At 68.2% G+C, this 17,246-nt stretch carries 17 protein-coding genes; 10 read left to right on the top strand and 7 right to left on the bottom strand.

Translation table 11 applies throughout. The annotated features are described in order from the left end of the window. The first annotated feature begins 65 nt into the window (after window positions 1-65). Entirely contained in the window at window positions 66-1,400 is a 1,335-nt protein-coding gene (locus tag ACIPRI_RS17540) for an aminotransferase class III-fold pyridoxal phosphate-dependent enzyme (RefSeq protein WP_446622785.1), read from the top strand. A gap of 10 nt (window positions 1,401-1,410) precedes the next feature. On the opposite strand, the gene ACIPRI_RS17535 is transcribed toward ACIPRI_RS17540, so the two are convergent. The 3 genes from ACIPRI_RS17535 to ACIPRI_RS17525 form a co-directional block, all read right to left on the bottom strand. Then, entirely contained in the window at window positions 1,411-2,229 is an 819-nt protein-coding gene (locus tag ACIPRI_RS17535) for a ChaN family lipoprotein (protein WP_446622740.1), read from the bottom strand. Window positions 2,230-2,330: 101 nt separating this feature from the next. Continuing rightward, the gene (locus ACIPRI_RS17530) at window positions 2,331-2,609 is read right to left on the bottom strand and encodes a BTH_I0359 family protein (RefSeq protein ID WP_446622784.1); all 279 of its coding nucleotides are present in this window, start codon (window positions 2,607-2,609) and stop codon (window positions 2,331-2,333) included. Between the two features lie 141 nt (window positions 2,610-2,750). Next, complete coding sequence (locus ACIPRI_RS17525; RefSeq protein ID WP_446622739.1) at window positions 2,751-3,917, bottom strand: DUF3108 domain-containing protein; 1,167 nt, start codon at window positions 3,915-3,917, stop codon at window positions 2,751-2,753. A 145-nt stretch (window positions 3,918-4,062) separates the two neighbouring features. Between ACIPRI_RS17525 and ACIPRI_RS17520 the strand changes: the two genes are divergently transcribed. Continuing rightward, window positions 4,063-5,148, top strand: coding sequence for a fumarylacetoacetate hydrolase family protein (locus ACIPRI_RS17520; RefSeq protein ID WP_446622738.1), 1,086 nt, complete (start codon window positions 4,063-4,065; stop codon window positions 5,146-5,148). A gap of 11 nt (window positions 5,149-5,159) precedes the next feature. On the opposite strand, the gene ACIPRI_RS17515 is transcribed toward ACIPRI_RS17520, so the two are convergent. After that, on the bottom strand, window positions 5,160-5,933 hold the full coding sequence (locus ACIPRI_RS17515; RefSeq protein ID WP_446622737.1) for a helix-turn-helix transcriptional regulator: 774 nt from the start codon (window positions 5,931-5,933) through the stop codon (window positions 5,160-5,162). 79 nt (window positions 5,934-6,012) lie between these two features. Here ACIPRI_RS17515 and ACIPRI_RS17510 point away from each other — a divergent pair, with 79 nt between their 5' ends. Genes ACIPRI_RS17510 through ACIPRI_RS17500 form a run of 3 tightly spaced genes read left to right on the top strand, consistent with a single transcriptional unit; the run spans window position 6,013 to window position 9,035 of the window. Next, window positions 6,013-7,797: an FAD-dependent monooxygenase gene (locus tag ACIPRI_RS17510; RefSeq protein ID WP_446622736.1), complete on the top strand. Its 1,785-nt coding sequence runs from the start codon at window positions 6,013-6,015 to the stop codon at window positions 7,795-7,797. Beyond that, the gene (locus ACIPRI_RS17505; RefSeq protein WP_446622735.1) at window positions 7,794-8,003 is read left to right on the top strand and encodes a hypothetical protein; all 210 of its coding nucleotides are present in this window, start codon (window positions 7,794-7,796) and stop codon (window positions 8,001-8,003) included. Before ACIPRI_RS17510 ends, ACIPRI_RS17505 begins: the two co-directional genes overlap by 4 nt. A gap of 51 nt (window positions 8,004-8,054) precedes the next feature. Then, window positions 8,055-9,035 carry a Bug family tripartite tricarboxylate transporter substrate binding protein gene (locus tag ACIPRI_RS17500; RefSeq protein ID WP_446622734.1) on the top strand — a complete coding sequence of 327 codons (981 nt, stop codon included), beginning with the start codon at window positions 8,055-8,057 and terminating at the stop codon, window positions 9,033-9,035. A 52-nt stretch (window positions 9,036-9,087) separates the two neighbouring features. Here ACIPRI_RS17500 and ACIPRI_RS17495 read toward each other — a convergent pair whose 3' ends face one another. Beyond that, complete coding sequence (locus tag ACIPRI_RS17495) at window positions 9,088-10,134, bottom strand: toxin-antitoxin system YwqK family antitoxin (RefSeq protein WP_446622733.1); 1,047 nt, start codon at window positions 10,132-10,134, stop codon at window positions 9,088-9,090. Window positions 10,135-10,160: 26 nt separating this feature from the next. Continuing rightward, complete coding sequence (locus tag ACIPRI_RS17490; RefSeq protein WP_446622732.1) at window positions 10,161-10,571, bottom strand: VOC family protein; 411 nt, start codon at window positions 10,569-10,571, stop codon at window positions 10,161-10,163. 68 nt (window positions 10,572-10,639) lie between these two features. Here ACIPRI_RS17490 and ACIPRI_RS17485 point away from each other — a divergent pair, with 68 nt between their 5' ends. From ACIPRI_RS17485 to ACIPRI_RS17465, 5 genes are all read left to right on the top strand, one after another. Further along, entirely contained in the window at window positions 10,640-10,999 is a 360-nt protein-coding gene (locus ACIPRI_RS17485; RefSeq protein WP_446622731.1) for a hypothetical protein, read from the top strand. A gap of 107 nt (window positions 11,000-11,106) precedes the next feature. Further along, window positions 11,107-13,413, top strand: coding sequence for a TonB-dependent receptor (locus ACIPRI_RS17480; protein ID WP_446622730.1), 2,307 nt, complete (start codon window positions 11,107-11,109; stop codon window positions 13,411-13,413). 28 nt (window positions 13,414-13,441) lie between these two features. After that, window positions 13,442-14,353: a copper chaperone PCu(A)C gene (locus tag ACIPRI_RS17475; protein ID WP_446622729.1), complete on the top strand. Its 912-nt coding sequence runs from the start codon at window positions 13,442-13,444 to the stop codon at window positions 14,351-14,353. 70 nt (window positions 14,354-14,423) lie between these two features. Continuing rightward, window positions 14,424-15,152 carry a PhaM family polyhydroxyalkanoate granule multifunctional regulatory protein gene (locus tag ACIPRI_RS17470; RefSeq protein WP_446622728.1) on the top strand — a complete coding sequence of 243 codons (729 nt, stop codon included), beginning with the start codon at window positions 14,424-14,426 and terminating at the stop codon, window positions 15,150-15,152. A gap of 49 nt (window positions 15,153-15,201) precedes the next feature. Then, window positions 15,202-16,488 (top strand): FIST signal transduction protein, encoded by a 1,287-nt coding sequence (locus tag ACIPRI_RS17465; protein ID WP_446622727.1) that lies wholly within the window; start codon window positions 15,202-15,204, stop codon window positions 16,486-16,488. Here ACIPRI_RS17465 and ACIPRI_RS17460 read toward each other — a convergent pair. After that, the gene (locus tag ACIPRI_RS17460) at window positions 16,452-17,228 is read right to left on the bottom strand and encodes a helix-turn-helix domain-containing protein (protein WP_446622726.1); all 777 of its coding nucleotides are present in this window, start codon (window positions 17,226-17,228) and stop codon (window positions 16,452-16,454) included. The genes ACIPRI_RS17465 and ACIPRI_RS17460 overlap by 37 nt on opposite strands. Window positions 17,229-17,246: the final 18 nt, after the last annotated feature.

The raw sequence follows: 17,246 nt of genomic DNA, 5'->3' as shown, positions 1-17,246 counted from the left end.
AGCCCGAGATTGTCGCAGGCCCGGGGAATGCCAAAATGCCTTCCCAACTCGCAGGAGATCTCTCGATGGCCTACAACGATCTGCGCATGGACAACCAGTGGTTGCCCTTCACCCCCAACCGTGCCTTCAAGAAGGACCCGCGCGTCTTCGTGGCGGCCGACGGCATGGAATTCACCACGCACGACGGCAAGAAGGTGGTCGACGGCATCTCCTCGCTGTGGTGCGTGGGCGCCGGCCACAACCGCAAGGCCATCAACGAGGCGATCAAGAAGCAGCTCGACACGCTGGACTACGCCACCGCCTTCCAGGCGAGCAACGACAAGGCCTTCCAGGCGGCCGAGATGATCGCCGCCATGGCGCCGGGCGATTTGAACAAGGTGCTGTTCTGCAACTCCGGCAGCGAGGCCGCCGACACCTCGATGAAGGTGGCGTTGGCCTACCACCGTGCGCGCGGCGAGGGCCACCGCACCACCTTCATCGGCCGCGAGAAGGGCTACCACGGCGTGGGCTTCGGCGGCATGTCGGTGGGCGGCATCCCGGGCAACCGCAAGGTCTTCGGCGGCGCCATGCTGCCCAAGGTGGACCACATGCGCTTCATCCACGACCCGGTGAACCACGCGTACATCCACGGCGAAGAGCCGGTCTGGGCTGAAGACCCGCTGGCCGACCTGGAGCAGCGCATCCTGCCGCTGCACGACCCCAGCAACGTGGCGGCCATCATCGTCGAGCCGGTGGCCGGTTCGGCCGGCTGGTATCTGCCGCCCCAGGGCTACCTCGCCAAGCTGCGCGAGATCTGCGACAAGCACGGCATCCTCCTGATCTTCGACGAGGTCATCACCGGCTTCGGCCGCATGGGCACGAACTTCGCCGCGGACTTCTACGGTGTGGTGCCCGACATGCTCAACTTCGCCAAGTGCGTGACCAATGGCGTGATCCCGCTGGGCGGCGTGCTGGTGCGCGACAAGCTCTACGACGCGATGATGAACACCAACGCGCCCGAGCACGTGGTGGAGTTCTTCCACGGCTACACCTACTCGGGCCATCCGGTGGCCTGCGCGGCGGCCATTGCCACGCTCGACCTGTATAAGCAAGAGGGCTTGTTCCAGCGCGCCGGCGAGATGAGCAAGGTGCTGGGCGATGCCTTCCACAGCACCTTCAAGGGCCTGCCGAATGTGATCGGCATCCGCAGCCTGGGCCTGGCGGCAGCGGTGGAGCTGGCGCCCATGGCGGGCCTGCCGGGCAAGCGCGCCTACGACGTCTTCGTGGACTGCTTCCACAAGGGCGCGCTGGTGCGCCCGGCCGGCGATGTGCTGGTGATCGCGCCGCCCTACATCGTGGAGAAGTCGCACATCGACACGCTGGTCAATACGCTGGCGGATTCCATCAGGAAGCACGCCTGAGAAGGCAGCTTTAGCGCGACTTGGCCTTGAAGTCGGCGCAGTAGTCGCGCGGCGGCAGGGCCGGGGTCAGCCACACCGCGTCGTAGACCGCGGGGCCGCCCTCGCGCGGCACGTCGCCGGCCAGCAGGCGCACGGCGCTCGCCACCATGTCGGTGGGCAGATGCTGCGGCACGCCCAGCACCTTCGGGCTGTGGCCCGAACCGCTGACCAGCACCACCGTCTTGCCCGTGGTCCTGGCCTGGATCAGGGTCTGGGCCATGGCCCGGTCGCGCGCGATCTGGATGCGGGTCATGGGGCCGATCTGCGACTCCGGCAGCATGTTGCAGTGGCCGGTGCGCACGGCGTCCTGCTGTGCCTTCAGCGCCTGCGGGCTGAGCTGGGCGTCGAGCGAGACGTCGGCCATTGCATCTTTCATGCGTTCGCGCGGCAGGTTGGCGCCCAGCACCGGCGCGCCGGCGCGCACCGCGGCCATCACCACCGGGCCATAGGCTTGCCAGGGCCAGCCCGCCTCGTTCCAGCGCAGGGCGGTGCGTACCTGCGCATCGCTGGCGGAGACGGGGAGCTGGCGCGTGTCCTGGCCCTGCTCGGCCATCTCGAGGGCCAGGGCGGCCAATTGGCCCTTGGCGGCCAGCGCTTCCACCACCTCGCGCTCGATGCGCTGGTGATCCGGCGCGTCGTGCTGCTCGCCGATCAAGAGGAAATCGGTGGGCAGCAGCAGCTGGATCCGCTGGGCGGTCGGCGGGGGTGGTTCGGGGGGCGGGGTGAGCGAGGCGCAGCCGGCCAACAGGAGGAGGGTGGCTGCGCAGAGGTGCAAGGCGGGAACGGCCATGGGGCCGTACTATGCGCCGCTTTGGCGGGGCCTGTCTTTGCACCCGTGCAAAAAAGAATGGCCGCTCGATGAGCGGCCACTTACTTTCAGGAAAAACCCAGTCAGTGCATGAGCACCGGGTTTTGCGCCAGTTCGGCGTAGCCTTCGAGGGTGGTTTCCACCTCTTCCTCGGTCGGCGTTTTCAGCTGCCAGGCAGCAATCTGCTGCTGGAACAGCTCGGCCCAGGAACCGTCGAGGTAAACCTCCTTGCCGGAGCGCTTGTCGACGATCTCGAAGCCATGGCGGGCCAGCACCGGCAGATCCGGTGTGGTGGGGACCTCGCCCTCGTTCGCCTGCAGGTGCACGACGACGAAGGAGTCGGAGTCATAGAGCATTTGCATGGTGTTGAAAGTTCGGTTGTCGATGCCATTCATGATGCTTAGATAGCAATCAGTGCGCCAGTTTCAAGAGTGACTCACTTTCTGTAGGAAATGTGAACCGGCCACCGTGGTCCGGGGCGCTTCCCGTACTTATTTCATGCTTCAGGGGGCGGATACATCTCGCAGCTGCAGGTCGATCACATCGCCGTCCTGCTGGGTCTGGCGCATGCGGGCCGGCAGCCAGCCCAGTTCGGGCGCCAGCCACAGTTCGAGCTTGTAGTCGTGCTCGCTGCGCATGGCGCGGCTCAAGCGCCGCACCGTGAAATCGCCCGCTGGCACGCCGATCTGCTCGGTGCCCTCTACCACGAAGGTCCAGACACCGGCCTCCCTGGGCCCCACGGTCTGGATGCTGATGCGGCTGCCTTCCGGATAGCGCGCTGCGTCGCCGGCCAGCAAGGCGCCCAGCTGCATCACCACGCTGAGCCGATCTTGCGCACCCGCCAGCAAGGGCACGCTGGGGGCGTTGTTGCTGAACACCACCTTGCTCTCCTCGCGCACCAGGTGCGAGGCGACTTCGCTGCGCCGCGTCTCCGAGAAGCGCCCGGGCGCGATGCCGTTGGCGTCGATGCGGCCCACGCTGGTCTGGCTGCGGATGGTCTTGAACAGCATCCTGAGCGAAAGGCGGGCGTTGTAGTCGCTGCCGTCCTGCAGCCAGACGAGTTCGCCGAACACCCCCTTCCAGGGCTGGACGCCGCGCTGGCCCAGCAGCTCGAAGCCGAGCTTGACCGAGGCATGGACCTGCACCGGCTTGCCGACGCCGGACATGCCGCCGTCGACCACATCGCTTTCCTCCGCCCCGCCTCCCGCTTGGCCATTGCCAGCGCTGGCGTCAGGCGCCCCGGCTTCATTGACCGGCGCGCTTTCGCCAGTGGCGGGCGGCAACTCGGGTGGAGGCGGCGCCGCCTCACGCGCTTGGGTGGCGCTGTCGTCCTGCGCCGCGAGCACCGGCGCAGGCGCCGGACTGGTCTCGACCTTGGGCGGCTGCGCTTTGGGCGCGGCCGCGCGCTTGGGCTTCGGCCGGTCCGCCGCGGGTCGCTTGGGGGGCGATGGTGCCGGGCTTGCCGTGGCGGCAGGTGCCGGTGGCGCAGGCGGCGCCAGAACGATGGTGCGGGTGAGAAAGCGGCTCTCCAGGGGCAGCGCTTGCTCCGTGGGGCCCATCAGCGAGGGCAGCGACAACAGCAGCGCCGCGTGCGCCAGCACCACCAGCAGTGTCACCAGCGCGAGCTGGCGCCAGGCCGGAGTGTGGGGCGAGGCGGTGTGCGTCGGCATCGAGGGGTGGAGGGAAAGAAGGGCCTTCGCTTTGGAAGCCGCGGCAGCCCCAAGGTTCAGTCGGCTGCTCGCTCGGTACACTGCCGCCCGTTCAGCCCCAGTTTAGTCGCGCCTTCCCAATGGGCGGACGCCTGCATTCAGCATCATGAAACTCGCCACCTACAAGGACGGCTCGCGCGACGGCCAATTGGTCGTCGTTTCGCGTGACCTGTCGCTCGCTCACTACGCCACCGGCATCGCGTCGCGCCTGCAGCAGGTGCTGGACGACTGGAGCTTTCTGAGCCCGCAGCTGCAGGACCTGTACGCCGCGCTCAACCAGGGCCGTGCCCGCCACGCCTTTCCTTTCGATCCGCAGCAATGCATGGCGCCGCTGCCGCGCGCCTACCAGTGGGCCGACGGCTCGGCCTACCTGAACCATGTGGAGCTGGTGCGCAAGGCGCGCAACGCCGAGGTGCCGCCAAGCTTCTATACCGACCCCCTGATGTATCAGGGCGGCAGCGACGATCTTTCGGGGCCTTGCGATCCGATCGTGGTGCCCAGCGAGGCCATGGGCATCGACTTCGAGGCCGAGATCGCCGTCATCACCGGCGACGTGAAGATGGGCGCCACGCCGGAACAGGCGCTGGACGGCATCCGCCTGGTGATGCTGGCCAATGACGTCAGCTTGCGCAATCTGATCCCGGCCGAACTGGCCAAGGGCTTCGGCTTTTTCCAGAGCAAGCCGGCCACCGCCTTCAGCCCGGTCGCCGTCACCCTGGACGAGATCGGCGAGGCCTGGCAGAAGGGCCGCCTGCACCTCACTTTGCAAAGCAGCTGGAATGGCCGCAAGGTCGGCATGTGCGACGCCGGCCCGGAAATGACCTTTCATTTCGGCGAGCTGATCGCCCACATCGCCAAGACGCGCAACGTGCGCGCCGGCACCATCGTGGGCAGCGGCACCGTCAGCAACAAGGGCGTGGAGAAAAAGGGCGGCGGCACCGACTGGCCCAAGGGCTACAGCTGCATTGCCGAAAAGCGCTGCATCGAAACCATCCAGGACGGCCAGCCGACCACCGACTTCATGAAGTTCGGCGACACCATCAAGATCGAGATGAAAGGGCTGGACGGCCGCTCGCTCTTTGGGGCGATCGACCAGGAGGTGGTGCAGTTGGGGGCCAAGGCCAAGGCGGCAGCGGCCTCGGCCGGACTCGCCTTGCCAGCCGAGGACGCGGAAGCGCCCTCCGAAGGCTGAGTCCTCGCCAATCAGCTTCCTCGCAGCAGGTCCTTCTGCGTGCGTATCCCCAGCCGCCTGAATGCCCGGTACTGGTGGGTGCGCACGGTGCTCAGCGCGATGCCCAGCTCGCGTGCCGCTTCCTTCGCGGTGCGGCCGGCGCGCAGTTGGGCGATGACCTCGCGCTCGCGCAGGCTCAGGGCCAGCAGGCGCGAGGCAAAGTCGGGCTGCACCGCGACCTGCGCGGCCGCAACGCTGCGGACATGCGCGGCGGTGGTGGCGGCCAGCAGTTCGGCGTGCACCTCGAACACCTTGAAGTCGGCCTGGCCGAATTCCGGCTGCGCCAGGCTGCGGTAGAAGCTCACCGCGGCGCGCTGGCCCATCGGCAGCAACAGCAGCACCGAGGCGCGCTCGCGGATGCCGACGTCGCCATAGCAGGCGGCGCGGTAGGCCGGATCGGCCACTTCTTCGGCGCGCTGATGGCCCATCCACAGTTGCGCGCGCTTGGGTAGCGGGCGGGCGGCCAGCCACACCATGTTCGGATCCAGCAGATCGAAGCGCTGGGCCACGTAGCGCTCGGCCGTGCGCTCGGCCGTGCTGCCATAGCTGCTGGCGGCCGACACGGTTTCGATGCGGCCGCTCGCATCCACCGCGAATACGGTGCAGAAGGTGACCGGCAGCAGGCGCTGCATGGCGCCCAGGTAGCGCATGGCCAGATGCTGCGTGCCGATGCCGGCCAGCAGGTCGATCACGACCGGCGAGGCGAAGGAGGAGGTGGGGGAAGGGGGGAGACGCCAGCGTCGCAAGATCTAGATGCCTAGGGGTATTTACTTCGTACGAAGTTAGGACAACGGCGGCGAGCGCGCATCCGGACAATCCCTTCGCATGACGAACACCAGCGCCCTGATCCCTGCGCCATCGGCCTGCGCCGGCGACGCCGCCAGCGGTCCCTTGGCACCGCAGCTCGATGGCGATGCCCTGCCGCCCGCGGTAGGCGCCTTTGGCTACACCCGCTACGCGCCCTGGCTGCCGCCCCTGGAAGAAGGCGTCATGGAGCCGGGCCGGCACCCGGTCGTGATCGCCGGCGGCGGGCCGGTAGGCATGTCGCTGGCGCTGGGCCTGGCCAACCACGGCGTGCGCAGCGTGATCCTGGAGGCCGACGACACGGTCTGCGTGGGCAGCCGCGCCGCCTGCGTGTCGCGCCGCAGCCTGGAGATCATCGAGCGCCTGGGTGCATTGCCCGATTTCCTGGCCAAAGGCCTGGCCTGGACCGGCGGGCGCAGCTTCTACAAGACCGAGGAGGTGTTCCGCTTCGAGATGCCGCATGACGCGCACCAGAAGCTGCCGCCCATGATCAACCTCGAGCAGTACTACATCGAGCAGTACCTGCTGGAAGCGATCCAAAGGCGCAACGCGGCCCAGCCGGGCCTGATCGACATTCGCTGGGGCACCGAGCTCAGCGGCTTCGACGAGGACGCGCAGGGGCTGACCCTGCAGGCGCGCAACGCCTTGGGCAGCTACGCGCTGCATGCCGCCTGGATGGTGGCCTGCGACGGCGGCCAGAGCTTCGTGCGCAAGTCGCTCGGGCTCAACCTCGAAGGCACCGCCTACGAAGGCCGCTACGTGATCATCGACATCGAGTTGCACAGCAAGCATCCGACCGAGCGACGTGCCTGGTTCGACCCGCCGTGGAACCCCGGCTCCACCGTGCTGATGCATCGCCAGCCGGACGACATCTGGCGCATCGACTACCAGCTGCGCGCCGGCCAGGACAGCGAAGAGGCGCTGCAGCCGGACAACGTGCGCGAGTTCGTCACCCGCCACCTGAAAGCCATCGGCGAAGGCCACCTGCCCTGGAAGACCGTGTGGACCTCGATCTACCGCGCCGGCGCCATGACGCTGCAAAGCTACCGCCACGGCAAGCAAGGCCGCATCCTGTTCGCGGGCAACGCCGCCCACGCCATGCCGATCTTCGGCGTGCGCGGACTCAACTCCGGTTTCGACGATGCCGACAACCTGGCCTGGAAGCTGGCGCTGGTGGCGCGCGGCCTGTCCGACGCGTCCTTGCTCGACAGCTATTCGACAGAGCGCATCGCCGCCTTCCACATCAACGCCGAAAGCGCGATGCGCAGCACCGAGTTCATGTCGCCGCCTTCGCGCGGATTCGATCTGCTGCGAGAGGCGGCGCTGTCGCTGTCGGGGGCGCACCGCGGCATCGCCAGCCTGATCAATCCGCGCCAGACGCAGGCCGTTCACTATGCCGATTCGCCTCTGTCCAGCGAGGGCGGCGATCTGCCTGCCGGCCCGAAACCGGGCGAGGCCATGCCCGAGCAGGCGCTGGATGACGGGCACCTGACGGATCTGATCGGACCCGACTTCACCGTGCTGGTCTTCGATGCGCCGCAGGACGGTGCCGTGAATCTCGCTGCTTGCGCAGCCGACGTCACGCGACTGCTGGCGCGCGGCTTGCCGCTGCGGATGCATGTGTTGACGCTGACGTCCGCCGCGCAAGCTGCCTTCGCCGAACTGGGCGCGCTGCAAGGCGCCATCTACCTGCTGCGCCCAGACGGCCACGTGGCCGCGCGCTGGCGCAGGCCCGCGCCGGGCGTGCTGGCACAGGCGGTCGAACGCGCAGCCTGCCTTTGCCCCATCGTGGAGAACACCCAATGAGCAGCAGCACCCTCGCCCCCGAAGCCCGAGACCGTCTTTACGCGCAATGCGCGCGCGCCATCAGCGAGGCGGGCAGCGAGCGCGAATCGCTTTTCCTCGCGCGCCTGGCCCTGCTCCTGTTCGAGCAGGTCGGCGACGAGGCGCGCTGCCGCGCCGCCCTGGCCGATGCATTGCAAGGACTGCCGATACCATCGCTGTCCGCTTGAGGCCTCGAGGCCGACCACCCGCTTTCGCAATCAAACAAGGAGACTTTCTCGATGGACCGCAGAACACTTCTCGCCAGCCTCGCAGCCACCGGCGCCACCTTGGCCGCGCCGTGGGCGCGCGCGCAAAACGGCAACTACCCCGACCAGGTCATCAAGTGGGTGGTGCCCTATCCGGCGGGCGGCGGCACCGACGTCATTGCGCGCACCCTGGCTGAAGCCATGCGCCAGAGCCTGGGCCAGCAGCTCATCATCGACAACCGGCCCGGCGCTTCCACCAACATCGGCGCCGAGCTGGTGTCGCGCGCCAAGCCGGACGGCTATACGCTGATGTCGGCCGACAACGCCGTGCTGGCCTTCAACGAATACCTGTTCACCAAGCTGCCTTTCAACCCGGCCAAGGACTTCAGCTACATCGGCGCGATCGGCAAGTTCCCGCTGGCGCTGGTGGTCAACCCGGATTTCCCGGCCAAGGACTTCAAGGCCTTCCTGGCCTACGCCAAGGCCAACCCGGGCAAGCTGAACTACGCCTCGCCGGGCAACGGCTCGCCGCATCACCTGGCGATGGAGATGTTCAAGAACCGCACCGGGACCTTCATCACGCACATTCCCTACCGTGGCGCGGCGCCGGCCATGGCCGACGTGATGGGCGGGCAGGTGCCCTGCATGTTCCTGGACCTGGCCTCGGGCCTGCCGATCATGCAGTCGGGCAAGGTGCGCGTGCTGGCGATCGGCTCGGGCCAGCGCTCCAAGCTGCTGCCCAACGTGCCGACCCTGGCCGAGGTGGGCGTGCCCAACAGCGAGGTGTTTGCCTTCCAGGGCATCCTGGGCCCGGCCGGCCTGCCGGCGCCGGTGGTGCAGCGCCTCAACGGCGAACTGAACAAGGCCTTCACCACGCCCGCGGTGCAAAAGCGCTTTGCCGATTTCGGCATGGAGGCCATGCCTGGCTCGCCCGAGCAGTTCTTTGCCTTGGCCCGTGCCGAATCGCAGCGTTGGGGGCCCGTCATCAAGGCGACCGGCGTCAAGCTGGACTGAGAGGCTGAGAGAGCCTCTGAAGGAAAGGCCGCGCTCCGGGACGGGCGGGCGACTACTGCGACGGCAGCTTGCTGGCCGCGTCGCCGGGGGCAGGCTCCTCGCGCAGCAGCCGGCCGCTGTCGTCCCAACTGCGCTCCTGGATCAGGCGGCCCTTGTCGTCGTAGTTCAGCTCGGCCACCATCGTGCCCTGCTCGTTGAAGCGGCAGTGCGTGCCGACCGGCAGCAGCGGCGCACGTGCCGGCGCCAGGAAGCGGCCTTGGGCCGCGCGCTGGCCGTTCTCGTGAAACTCGACGACGTCGGCGACGCGCCGGTCGCCGCTGCCGCTGAAGTTCTGCTTGCTCTTGGGCTGACCGTTGCTGGCGAAGTAGCTGTCGTCGCGCAGCGGCTCGCCGCTGGCATCCCAGCGCTGCTCGCGCAGCAGGGCGCCCCGTTCGGAGTACTCGAGGACGCGCTGGCGCACCGTGCGGCCACGCTCTTGCAGCAGCCACACCGATTCGCGGCGCTTGATGCCGGCCGACGAAAACTGCCGCTCCACGCGCTGGTTGCCGGCGAGCTCTTCTTGCGCGGCCACCTTGCCGTTGTCATAGAGGCTCTCGGCGCGCAGCCGCCTGCCGTGCAGATAGACCAGGCGCGAGCGCAGCACGCCCTTGTCGTCGAACAGTTCCACCGTGGACGCCGCCTTGTCGAAGCCGCACAAGCGCCGGTCTTCCACCACCGGTTGCAGCATCGGCTTGTCGGCGCAGCGCAGAAAAGTGAGCTGGCCCCGCGTGCTGAACTCGGCCACCGCTCGCTCGCCGCCGGGCTCGGTGCGGTAGGCGGCGCGCTTGAGCCTGCCGTCCGGATGGAAGCTGCGCGCCAGGCCGAGCTCCTGCCCGCTGTCGTAGGTGGATTCGCGCAGCAGGCGTCCGCTGGCCGGGTCCTTGCAGCGCAGCACGCCGCTCTTGCCCGCGGTGCTGGCCGGGTTGGCAGGCTGCACTGCCGTGCCGTCGATGTCGCAGATCTGGGGTGGTGGCGGCGGCGCCGCGGCGCGGGCGAGCCCGGCCACCGGGCCCAGGCCCAACATGCAGGCCATCAGGATGCCGGCACCCCAGCTGTTCATGGCAATGTTGCCTTGGCGGTTCTGTCTCAAGTGGCGTAGACGGTGTCCAGCGAGCGGAAGCCCTTCACCTCGATCGGATTGCCGAAGGGATCGCAAAAGAACATGGTCCACTGCTCGCCCGGCTGTCCTTCGAATCGCACCTGCGGCGCCAGCACGAATTCGGTGCGGGCGGCCTGCAGCCGCTCGGCCAGGGCCTTCCATTCATCCAGTTGCAGCGCCAGGCCGAAGTGCGGCATCGGCACCATCACGTTGCCTACCTTGCCGGTTCGGGTGGTGGCAAAGGGCTCGCCCAGGTGCAGCGAAATCTGGTGGCCAAAGAAGTCGAAGTCGACCCAGGTGTCGGTGCTGCGGCCTTCGGCGCAGCCCAGCACGTCGCCGTAGAAACGGCGCGCCTGGTCGAGGTCGCGGACGTGGAAGGCGAGGTGAAAAATGGACATGTGAGTAATCGTGTCGTTTGTCGCGTCATTGTCTACCGATGCGGGCGTTCGCGGATAATCCGGGCGTCATGCAAGCCCTTCGACATCTCCCGCAAATCGGCCGCCTCGTGCTGCTTTGGTTTGCACTGTCGCTGGGCGTGGCGGTGGCATCGCCGCTGGTGAATCCGCAGGACATGGAGCTGGTGTGCTCCAGCGCCGGGGCCATCAAGGTGGTGGTCAAGACCGATGACGGGGCCCGCGAGCTGGGTTCCAGCCACCTGGACTGCCCCTTGTGCGCCATTTCGGCAGCGCCGCCCCCGGCGGCCGACGCGCCGGATTTCGTTCATCCCCTGCCGCTGGGCCGCGCGCTCCAGTCCATTCCCGCGGCCCGCCTGGCCGCCGCGACCGCTGCGCCGCTGCCGGCGCGGGGGCCGCCAGCGCTCGCCTGATCTCCGCCAGCAAGTTCCGCTGCGCCAGCGCCCGCCTCGACGGGTAGGGCGCCGCGGCCCTTTCCCCGAGATTCGGCGCCCAACGCGGGCGCCGGCGAGTGCTCCCCATGAACAGAACCCATCTTTCGCTGGCGCTGGTCGCCGCGTTTCCCGCGCTGGCGATGCGGGCCTGGGCGCAGCCGGCATCGCCTTCCGACGCGCCCGAGCGCAGCAAGTCGCTGGGCGTGGTCACCGTCAGCGGCGGCCAGCCGACCTCGCTGCCGACCCAGATTCCGACCACCATCGAAGGCATCACGCGCGAGGAAATCGACACGCGCATCAATGCCACCGACAGCGAGGACGCCCTCAAGTACCTGCCCAGCCTGCTGGTGCGCAAGCGCTACATCGGCGACTACAACCACGCCATCTTGTCGACCCGGGCCTCGGGCACCGGCAACAGCGCGCGCTCGGCGGTGTACGCGGACGGCATCCTCTTGTCCAACTACCTGGGCAATGGCATCGCCAACGGCAGCAACTATGCGCCGCGCTGGGGCATGGTCACGCCCGAAGAGATCGAGCGGGTCGACGTCATGTACGGTCCCTTCTCCGCCGCCTACCCGGGCAACTCGGCCGGCGCGGTGGTCGACTATGTGACGCGCATGCCGACGCAACTGGAGGCCCACGTATCGGCCGGCTTCTCGTCGCAGCCCTTCTCCCTGTACAACACCAAAGACACCTTCAACGCCTGGCAGACCAGCGCCTCGCTGGGCAGCAAAAGCGGCGACTGGTCCTGGTGGATCGACCTGAACCACACCGACAGCCAGGGGCAGCCGCAGACCTTCACCACGGTCAACAAGGCGTCGGGATCGAAGGGCGTGCCGGTGACCGGCTACGTGCCCGGTCTGGATACCAAGAACAATCCCTGGTACATCCTGGGCACCGGGACCCAGTACCACACGGTGCAAGACCATGCCAAGCTCAAGCTGGCCTACGACTTCTCGCCCACGGTGCGGGCCAGCTACACCCTCGGCTGGTGGCAGAACAGTTCGGAGGGCCGGCCCGAAAGCTATCTGCGCAACGCAGCCGGGCAGCCGGTCTACAGCGGCCCGATCAACATCGAAGGCCGAACATACAGCCTGGGGGCCACCGCCTTCCCGCTCACCAACGACACCCAGACCCACTCCATGCACGGCCTGTCGCTGAAGAGCCGTACGAACGGCACCTGGGATTGGGAGGTGGCGGCCAGCCTGTACGACTACGCCAAGGACCAGCAGCGCGCGCCGACGGTGTCGCTGCCGCTGGCGCAGACCGGCGGCGCCGGCACCCTGCAGGACCAGGACGGCACCGGCTGGAACACCCTGGCCGCCAAGGGCACCTGGCGGCCGCAGGGCGTGGGCGGTGCGCACATCGTCGACTTCGGCGTCGGGCGCGACGCCTACACGCTCGACATCCTCAAGACCCACATCGTCGGCAACTGGCTGGTGGGCCCCGCCGGCAGCCTGGTCAGCGAGGTCGGCGGCCGCACCGAAACCTGGAGCGCCTGGGTGCAGGACGCCTGGGCTTTCGCGCCGAAATGGAAGGCGGTGCTGGGCCTGCGCTGGGAGGACTGGCGCGCCAGCGACGGCTTGAGCGCCACGGCCGGCAGCCGGCTGAGCTACGCCAAGCGCAGCGAGAACGACGTGTCGCCCAAGGCGGCGCTGGCCTACCAGCTCACGCAGGACACCGTGCTCAAGGGCTCGGTGGGGCGCGCGGTGCGCTACCCCACCGTCGGCGAGCTGTATGGCGCGACTTCGGGCGGTGCCCTGTCCTTTGTCAACGACCCCGACCTGAAGGCCGAGAAGTCATGGACCGGCGAGTTGTCGGCCGAGAAGGACTTGGGCAAGGGCCTGGCGCGCGCCACGCTTTTCCACGAGATCACCGAGGACGCGCTCTACACACAGCAGATTCCCGACACCAACCCCGCGGTGTCGCGCGTGCAGAACGTCGACAAGGTGCGCACCAGCGGCCTCGAGCTGGCCTACAGCGGCCAAGACCTATTGGTCCGCGGCGTGGAGTTCGGCGCCAGCCTGACTTTTGCCGATTCGAAGATCGTGGAGAACGCCGCCTTCCCGGCCAGCGTGGGCAAGTGGCAGCCGCGCGTGCCGCGCTGGCGCTCCACTGTCTATGCCACCTGGCGGCCCGATGCACACTGGGCGCTGACGGCCGCGGCCCGCTACAGCGGCCAGCAATACTCGCAGCTCGACAACAGCGACGTCAACGGCGATGCCTATTTCGGCGCCAGCAAGTACTTCGTGGTCGACATGCGCGTGCGCTACCAGATCAACCGCCAGTGGTCGGCGGCCTTCGGCATCGACAACCTCAACAACGACCCGCACTGGAACTTCCACCCCTACCCGCAGCGCACCTACACCGCGCAGCTGCGATTCGATCTTTGACCTCTTTTCAGTTCAGGAGAAACACAGCATGAACGCATCGAAACTTTCCACCCCGTTGCGCGCCCTTGCGGCCTGCATGGCGCTGGCGGCAGCGGGTGCCGCATCCGCCCATGTCACGTTGGCCGAAGGCAGCGCCAGCGCCGGCAGCGACTACGTGGCGGCCTTTCGCGTCGGCCATGCCTGCAAGGGCGCCAAGGCCACCACCGGCATTACCGTGCGCGTGCCGGCCGGCTTTACCGTGCAGACGGCCGAAGCGCGCGAGGGCTGGCGCTTGAACGCCGGCGCCAACGAAGTCAACTGGAAGGCCGTGTCGGCGCAGACGGCGCTGCCGGCCGACGAGAAGGCGCAGTTCATCGTGCGTGGCAAGCTGACCGACAAGCCCGGCACGCTGTGGTTCAAGGTGCTGCAGACCTGCGATGCCGGCAGCGCCGACTGGGCGCAGATTCCGGCCAGCGACGCATCGGCGCCCAAGCCGGACTTCCCGGCGGCGCGCCTGCTGGTGTCGGCGCCGGGCGGCGCGGCAGCGGTCGAAGTGAGCGAGGCCTGGGTGCGGCGCGCCGTGCCGGGCCAGAGCGGCACCGGCGCCTTCATGAAGCTGAAGGCACCCGCCGCCACGCGCCTGGTCGGCGCCTCCACGCCGGTGGCCGGCGTGGCCGAGGTGCACGAGATGAAGATGGAGGGCGACACCATGAAGATGCGCGCGTTGAGCGACGGGCTGCAACTGCCCGCCGGCCAGACGGTGGAGCTCACGCCGGGCGGCTACCACCTGATGCTGACGGACCTGAAGCAGCCCATCGCCGTGGGTTCGACGGTGCCGCTGACCCTGCGCTTCGTCGACGCCAAGGGCGTGGCGAGCGAGCAGAAGCTGCAACTGCCGGTGGCAATCGGCGCACCCGGCGGCGCTGCCCCGGCGCACGGCGGGCATCAGCACAAGCACTGAAGAGAGGGTGCGCGGCCGGGGTATAAGCTCTGGCGGCCCAACACCAACCATCAGCGCGGGGAGACATCCGATGAGCGACAAGCCGTCCTTCTTTTTCGATCAGTTCGTCCCCGGTTTCGACTTCCTGAAGAACCTGGCCACGGGCGCCAGCGCCGGCGGCAACGGTGCCGCCGGCGCGGCAGCCAAGACCGGGCTGCCCGGCATGCCCGGCATGCCGGGCATACCGAGCATCCCCGGCATCTCGAACTGGATCGCGCCCACGCTCAGCGTGGAAGAAGTCGACAAGCGCATCCAGGAGCTGAAGGCGGTGCAGTTCTGGCTCGAACAGAACCTGCATGCGCTGAAGGCCACCATTCAGGCGCTGGAAGTGCAGAAGATGACGCTGTCGACCTTGCAAGGCATGAACCTGCGCATGGAAGACCTGGCCAAGGCCTTCACCGGCGGGGCGGCCAGCATGGCCGCCAACACCACCAAGGCCGAGAAACCGCCGACTGCGCCAAAGCCGGAACCGGCCGGGGAAAAAGCCGCCGACAAAGAAGAGCCTGCTGCCGAACAGGCCCCATCCGAATCGCCGAAGGCTGCAGCTGGCGCGGTCGATCCGATGGCCCTGTGGGGTGCGTTGACCCAGCAGTTCCAGCAGATCGCGACCACGGCGCTGCAAGAGGCCGCGCAGCTCAAGATGCCCAACGTGCTGGCACCCAAGAAAGAGCGCGCGCCGGCCAAGAAGCGCGCGCCCGCGCAGGGCGCCAAAAAGGCCCCTGCGCGCAAGCGGGGCAGCACCACTGCGCGTCAACGTTAAGTGCTGTAATCGGGGGGTGAAGGGGGCTTTCTCCCCCTCTCGGCCTCCCATGAAGCTCTTTCCATCCGGTCATGCCACCCATCCGCAATGGCGGACGGCCGCGGGCCTTGTCCTGGCGCAATTGCGCGCCCAGATGACGCAGCCCGACTACGCATCCGCGCCCACACTCGGCCTGCTCTACATCACCGATCTTCTGGTGCCTGATGCACAGGAGATTCTCGATTTCCTGAGCGCCGAACTGCCCGAAATCACCGACTGGTCCGGCACCGTCGGCATCGGCATCGCGGCCAACAATGCCGAGTACTTCGACGAGCCGGCGCTGGCCGTCATGCTGTGCGAGCTGCCCAGCGACCAGTTCCGCGTGTTCTCCGGCGTGGCGCCGCTGGGCAATGCCGACATGCCGCGCGCGGGCGGACCGAACCAGAACTTCCAGGCCTACACCGCGCTGGTCCACGCCGACCCGGCCACACACGACCTGCCGGACCTGATCGGCGACCTGTCGGCGCGCACCGAAACCGGCTACCTGTTCGGCGGTCTCTCGTCGGGCCGGGGCCCGACGCCGCAGTTCGCGATCGGCGGCAACGGAAACATCAGCGGCCAGGGCGCGGCCAGCGGCGTGTTCTCCGGCGGCTTGTCGGGCGTGGTGTTCGGCCAAGGCGTGCGCCTGGTGTCGCGCGTCACCCAGGGCTGCCAGCCGGTGTCGCCCGAACGCCAGATCACCGAGGCCGACGGCAACCTGCTGCTCACCATCGACGGCGAGCCGGCGCTGGACGTTTTGCTGGCCGACCTGCGCGTTTCGCTCGACGAGCCGCAGCAGGCCATCGAGGCGGTGCGCGCCACGCTGGTCGGCTTGTCCAGCCCTGGCAGCGACGGCTTGCGCCGCACCGGCGACCTGGGCGCCGATGTGCTGGTGCGCCACATCATCGGCCTGGACCCGACGCGCCGCGGCATCGCCATCGCCGATCAGGCCGAGGCGGGCATGCGCATGACCTTCGTGCGACGCAACGCGCAAACTGCGCGGGCCGACCTGATGCGCATCTGCGCCGAGATCCGCGAAGAGCTGGAGCCCGAAGAACAGACGCTGGAAGTGGCCAGCGCCCTGGCGGCCGGCGAAGCCGAAGCCAGCCCGCATCCGGCGCGGCGCATGGCTGGCGCCGTCTACGTGAGCTGCTCGGGCCGTGGCGGGCCGCATTTCGGGGCGCCGGGCGCCGAGATGCAGATCGTGCGCCACGCGCTGGGCGATGTGCCGCTGGTGGGCTTCTTCGCCGCCGGCGAGATCGCGCGGCATCACCTCTACGGCTACACCGGCGTACTGACCGTCTTCGTAAGCGACTGACGGGCGTCGGGCCGCCGCAGTTGGGCAAAGGCCTCGAACTCCCAGCTGCGCATGCCCAGGAGCAGGGTGTAGCCCTCGCGGTCGCGCGCCGCCATCTTCTGATCGGCCTGGTGCTGCTGGGCAAAGTCCTGCGCCACCCGTTGCAGCCGATCCAGAAAGGACGGCGCCAGCGCGCGGCTGATTTCCCCGTGCACCAGCATCAGGCCTTCGCCCGGCGCATCGAAGCCGCCCTTGTAGTAGTCGAGCACCACATGCTCGCGAAAGAAATCCATCACCGGACCGTGGGCGCGCCAGCGGAAGGTCTTGGCGAGCTTCAGGCGGTAGCGGTTCTGCGGCCGCAACTCGATGATGCCGATGCGGTCCAGCTGCACCAGGCAGCCGATGCACTCGGCTTCGGTGATGCGGTAGGCGGCAACGATCTGCTCCAGGGTCCACTGGCTCAGCACGCAGATGGCGCACAAAAGGAGCTTCTTGTCCCTGACAACCGCTCGTTCCTGTTCCTGCGTCAGCTCCTTGAGCAGGGGCTGGGCGTCGGCCACGCGGCGCGCCAGCTCGGCAAAGTCGATCTTCAGGGCGCGGCAGATGGCGTCGACCCGGCTGAGCGGCATGTCGCCCTTGGCCAGCATGCGCTTGACGCTGGATTCGGCCATGTCCAGCGATCGCGCCAAGTCCGCGTAGGTCATGCGGGCGTTCTTGAGCTCGTTCTTGAGGGCCTGGACCAGATCGATGGTGGTGCTCACGTCGCCCGTCTTTCTTGT

The sequence above is a fragment of the Variovorax sp. LARHSF232 genome (assembly GCF_052871435.1).
The sequence above is the reverse complement of the archived record's forward strand: the minus strand, read 5'-3'. Positions and strand labels throughout refer to the sequence as shown.

Bases quoted from the DNA above. Each gene is read 5' to 3' on its own strand.
- ACIPRI_RS17540 (WP_446622785.1), top strand. From the start codon at position 66: ATGGCCTACAACGATCTGCGCATGGACAACCAGTGGTTGCCCTTCACC.
- ACIPRI_RS17535 (WP_446622740.1), bottom strand. From the start codon at position 2,229: ATGGCCGTTCCCGCCTTGCACCTCTGCGCAGCCACCCTCCTCCTGTTG.
- ACIPRI_RS17530 (WP_446622784.1), bottom strand. From the start codon at position 2,609: ATGCAAATGCTCTATGACTCCGACTCCTTCGTCGTCGTGCACCTGCAG.
- ACIPRI_RS17525 (WP_446622739.1), bottom strand. From the start codon at position 3,917: ATGCCGACGCACACCGCCTCGCCCCACACTCCGGCCTGGCGCCAGCTC.
- ACIPRI_RS17520 (WP_446622738.1), top strand. From the start codon at position 4,063: ATGAAACTCGCCACCTACAAGGACGGCTCGCGCGACGGCCAATTGGTC.
- ACIPRI_RS17510 (WP_446622736.1), top strand. From the start codon at position 6,013: ATGACGAACACCAGCGCCCTGATCCCTGCGCCATCGGCCTGCGCCGGC.
- ACIPRI_RS17505 (WP_446622735.1), top strand. From the start codon at position 7,794: ATGAGCAGCAGCACCCTCGCCCCCGAAGCCCGAGACCGTCTTTACGCG.
- ACIPRI_RS17500 (WP_446622734.1), top strand. From the start codon at position 8,055: ATGGACCGCAGAACACTTCTCGCCAGCCTCGCAGCCACCGGCGCCACC.
- ACIPRI_RS17495 (WP_446622733.1), bottom strand. From the start codon at position 10,134: ATGAACAGCTGGGGTGCCGGCATCCTGATGGCCTGCATGTTGGGCCTG.
- ACIPRI_RS17490 (WP_446622732.1), bottom strand. From the start codon at position 10,571: ATGTCCATTTTTCACCTCGCCTTCCACGTCCGCGACCTCGACCAGGCG.
- ACIPRI_RS17485 (WP_446622731.1), top strand. From the start codon at position 10,640: ATGCAAGCCCTTCGACATCTCCCGCAAATCGGCCGCCTCGTGCTGCTT.
- ACIPRI_RS17480 (WP_446622730.1), top strand. From the start codon at position 11,107: ATGAACAGAACCCATCTTTCGCTGGCGCTGGTCGCCGCGTTTCCCGCG.
- ACIPRI_RS17475 (WP_446622729.1), top strand. From the start codon at position 13,442: ATGAACGCATCGAAACTTTCCACCCCGTTGCGCGCCCTTGCGGCCTGC.
- ACIPRI_RS17470 (WP_446622728.1), top strand. From the start codon at position 14,424: ATGAGCGACAAGCCGTCCTTCTTTTTCGATCAGTTCGTCCCCGGTTTC.
- ACIPRI_RS17465 (WP_446622727.1), top strand. From the start codon at position 15,202: ATGAAGCTCTTTCCATCCGGTCATGCCACCCATCCGCAATGGCGGACG.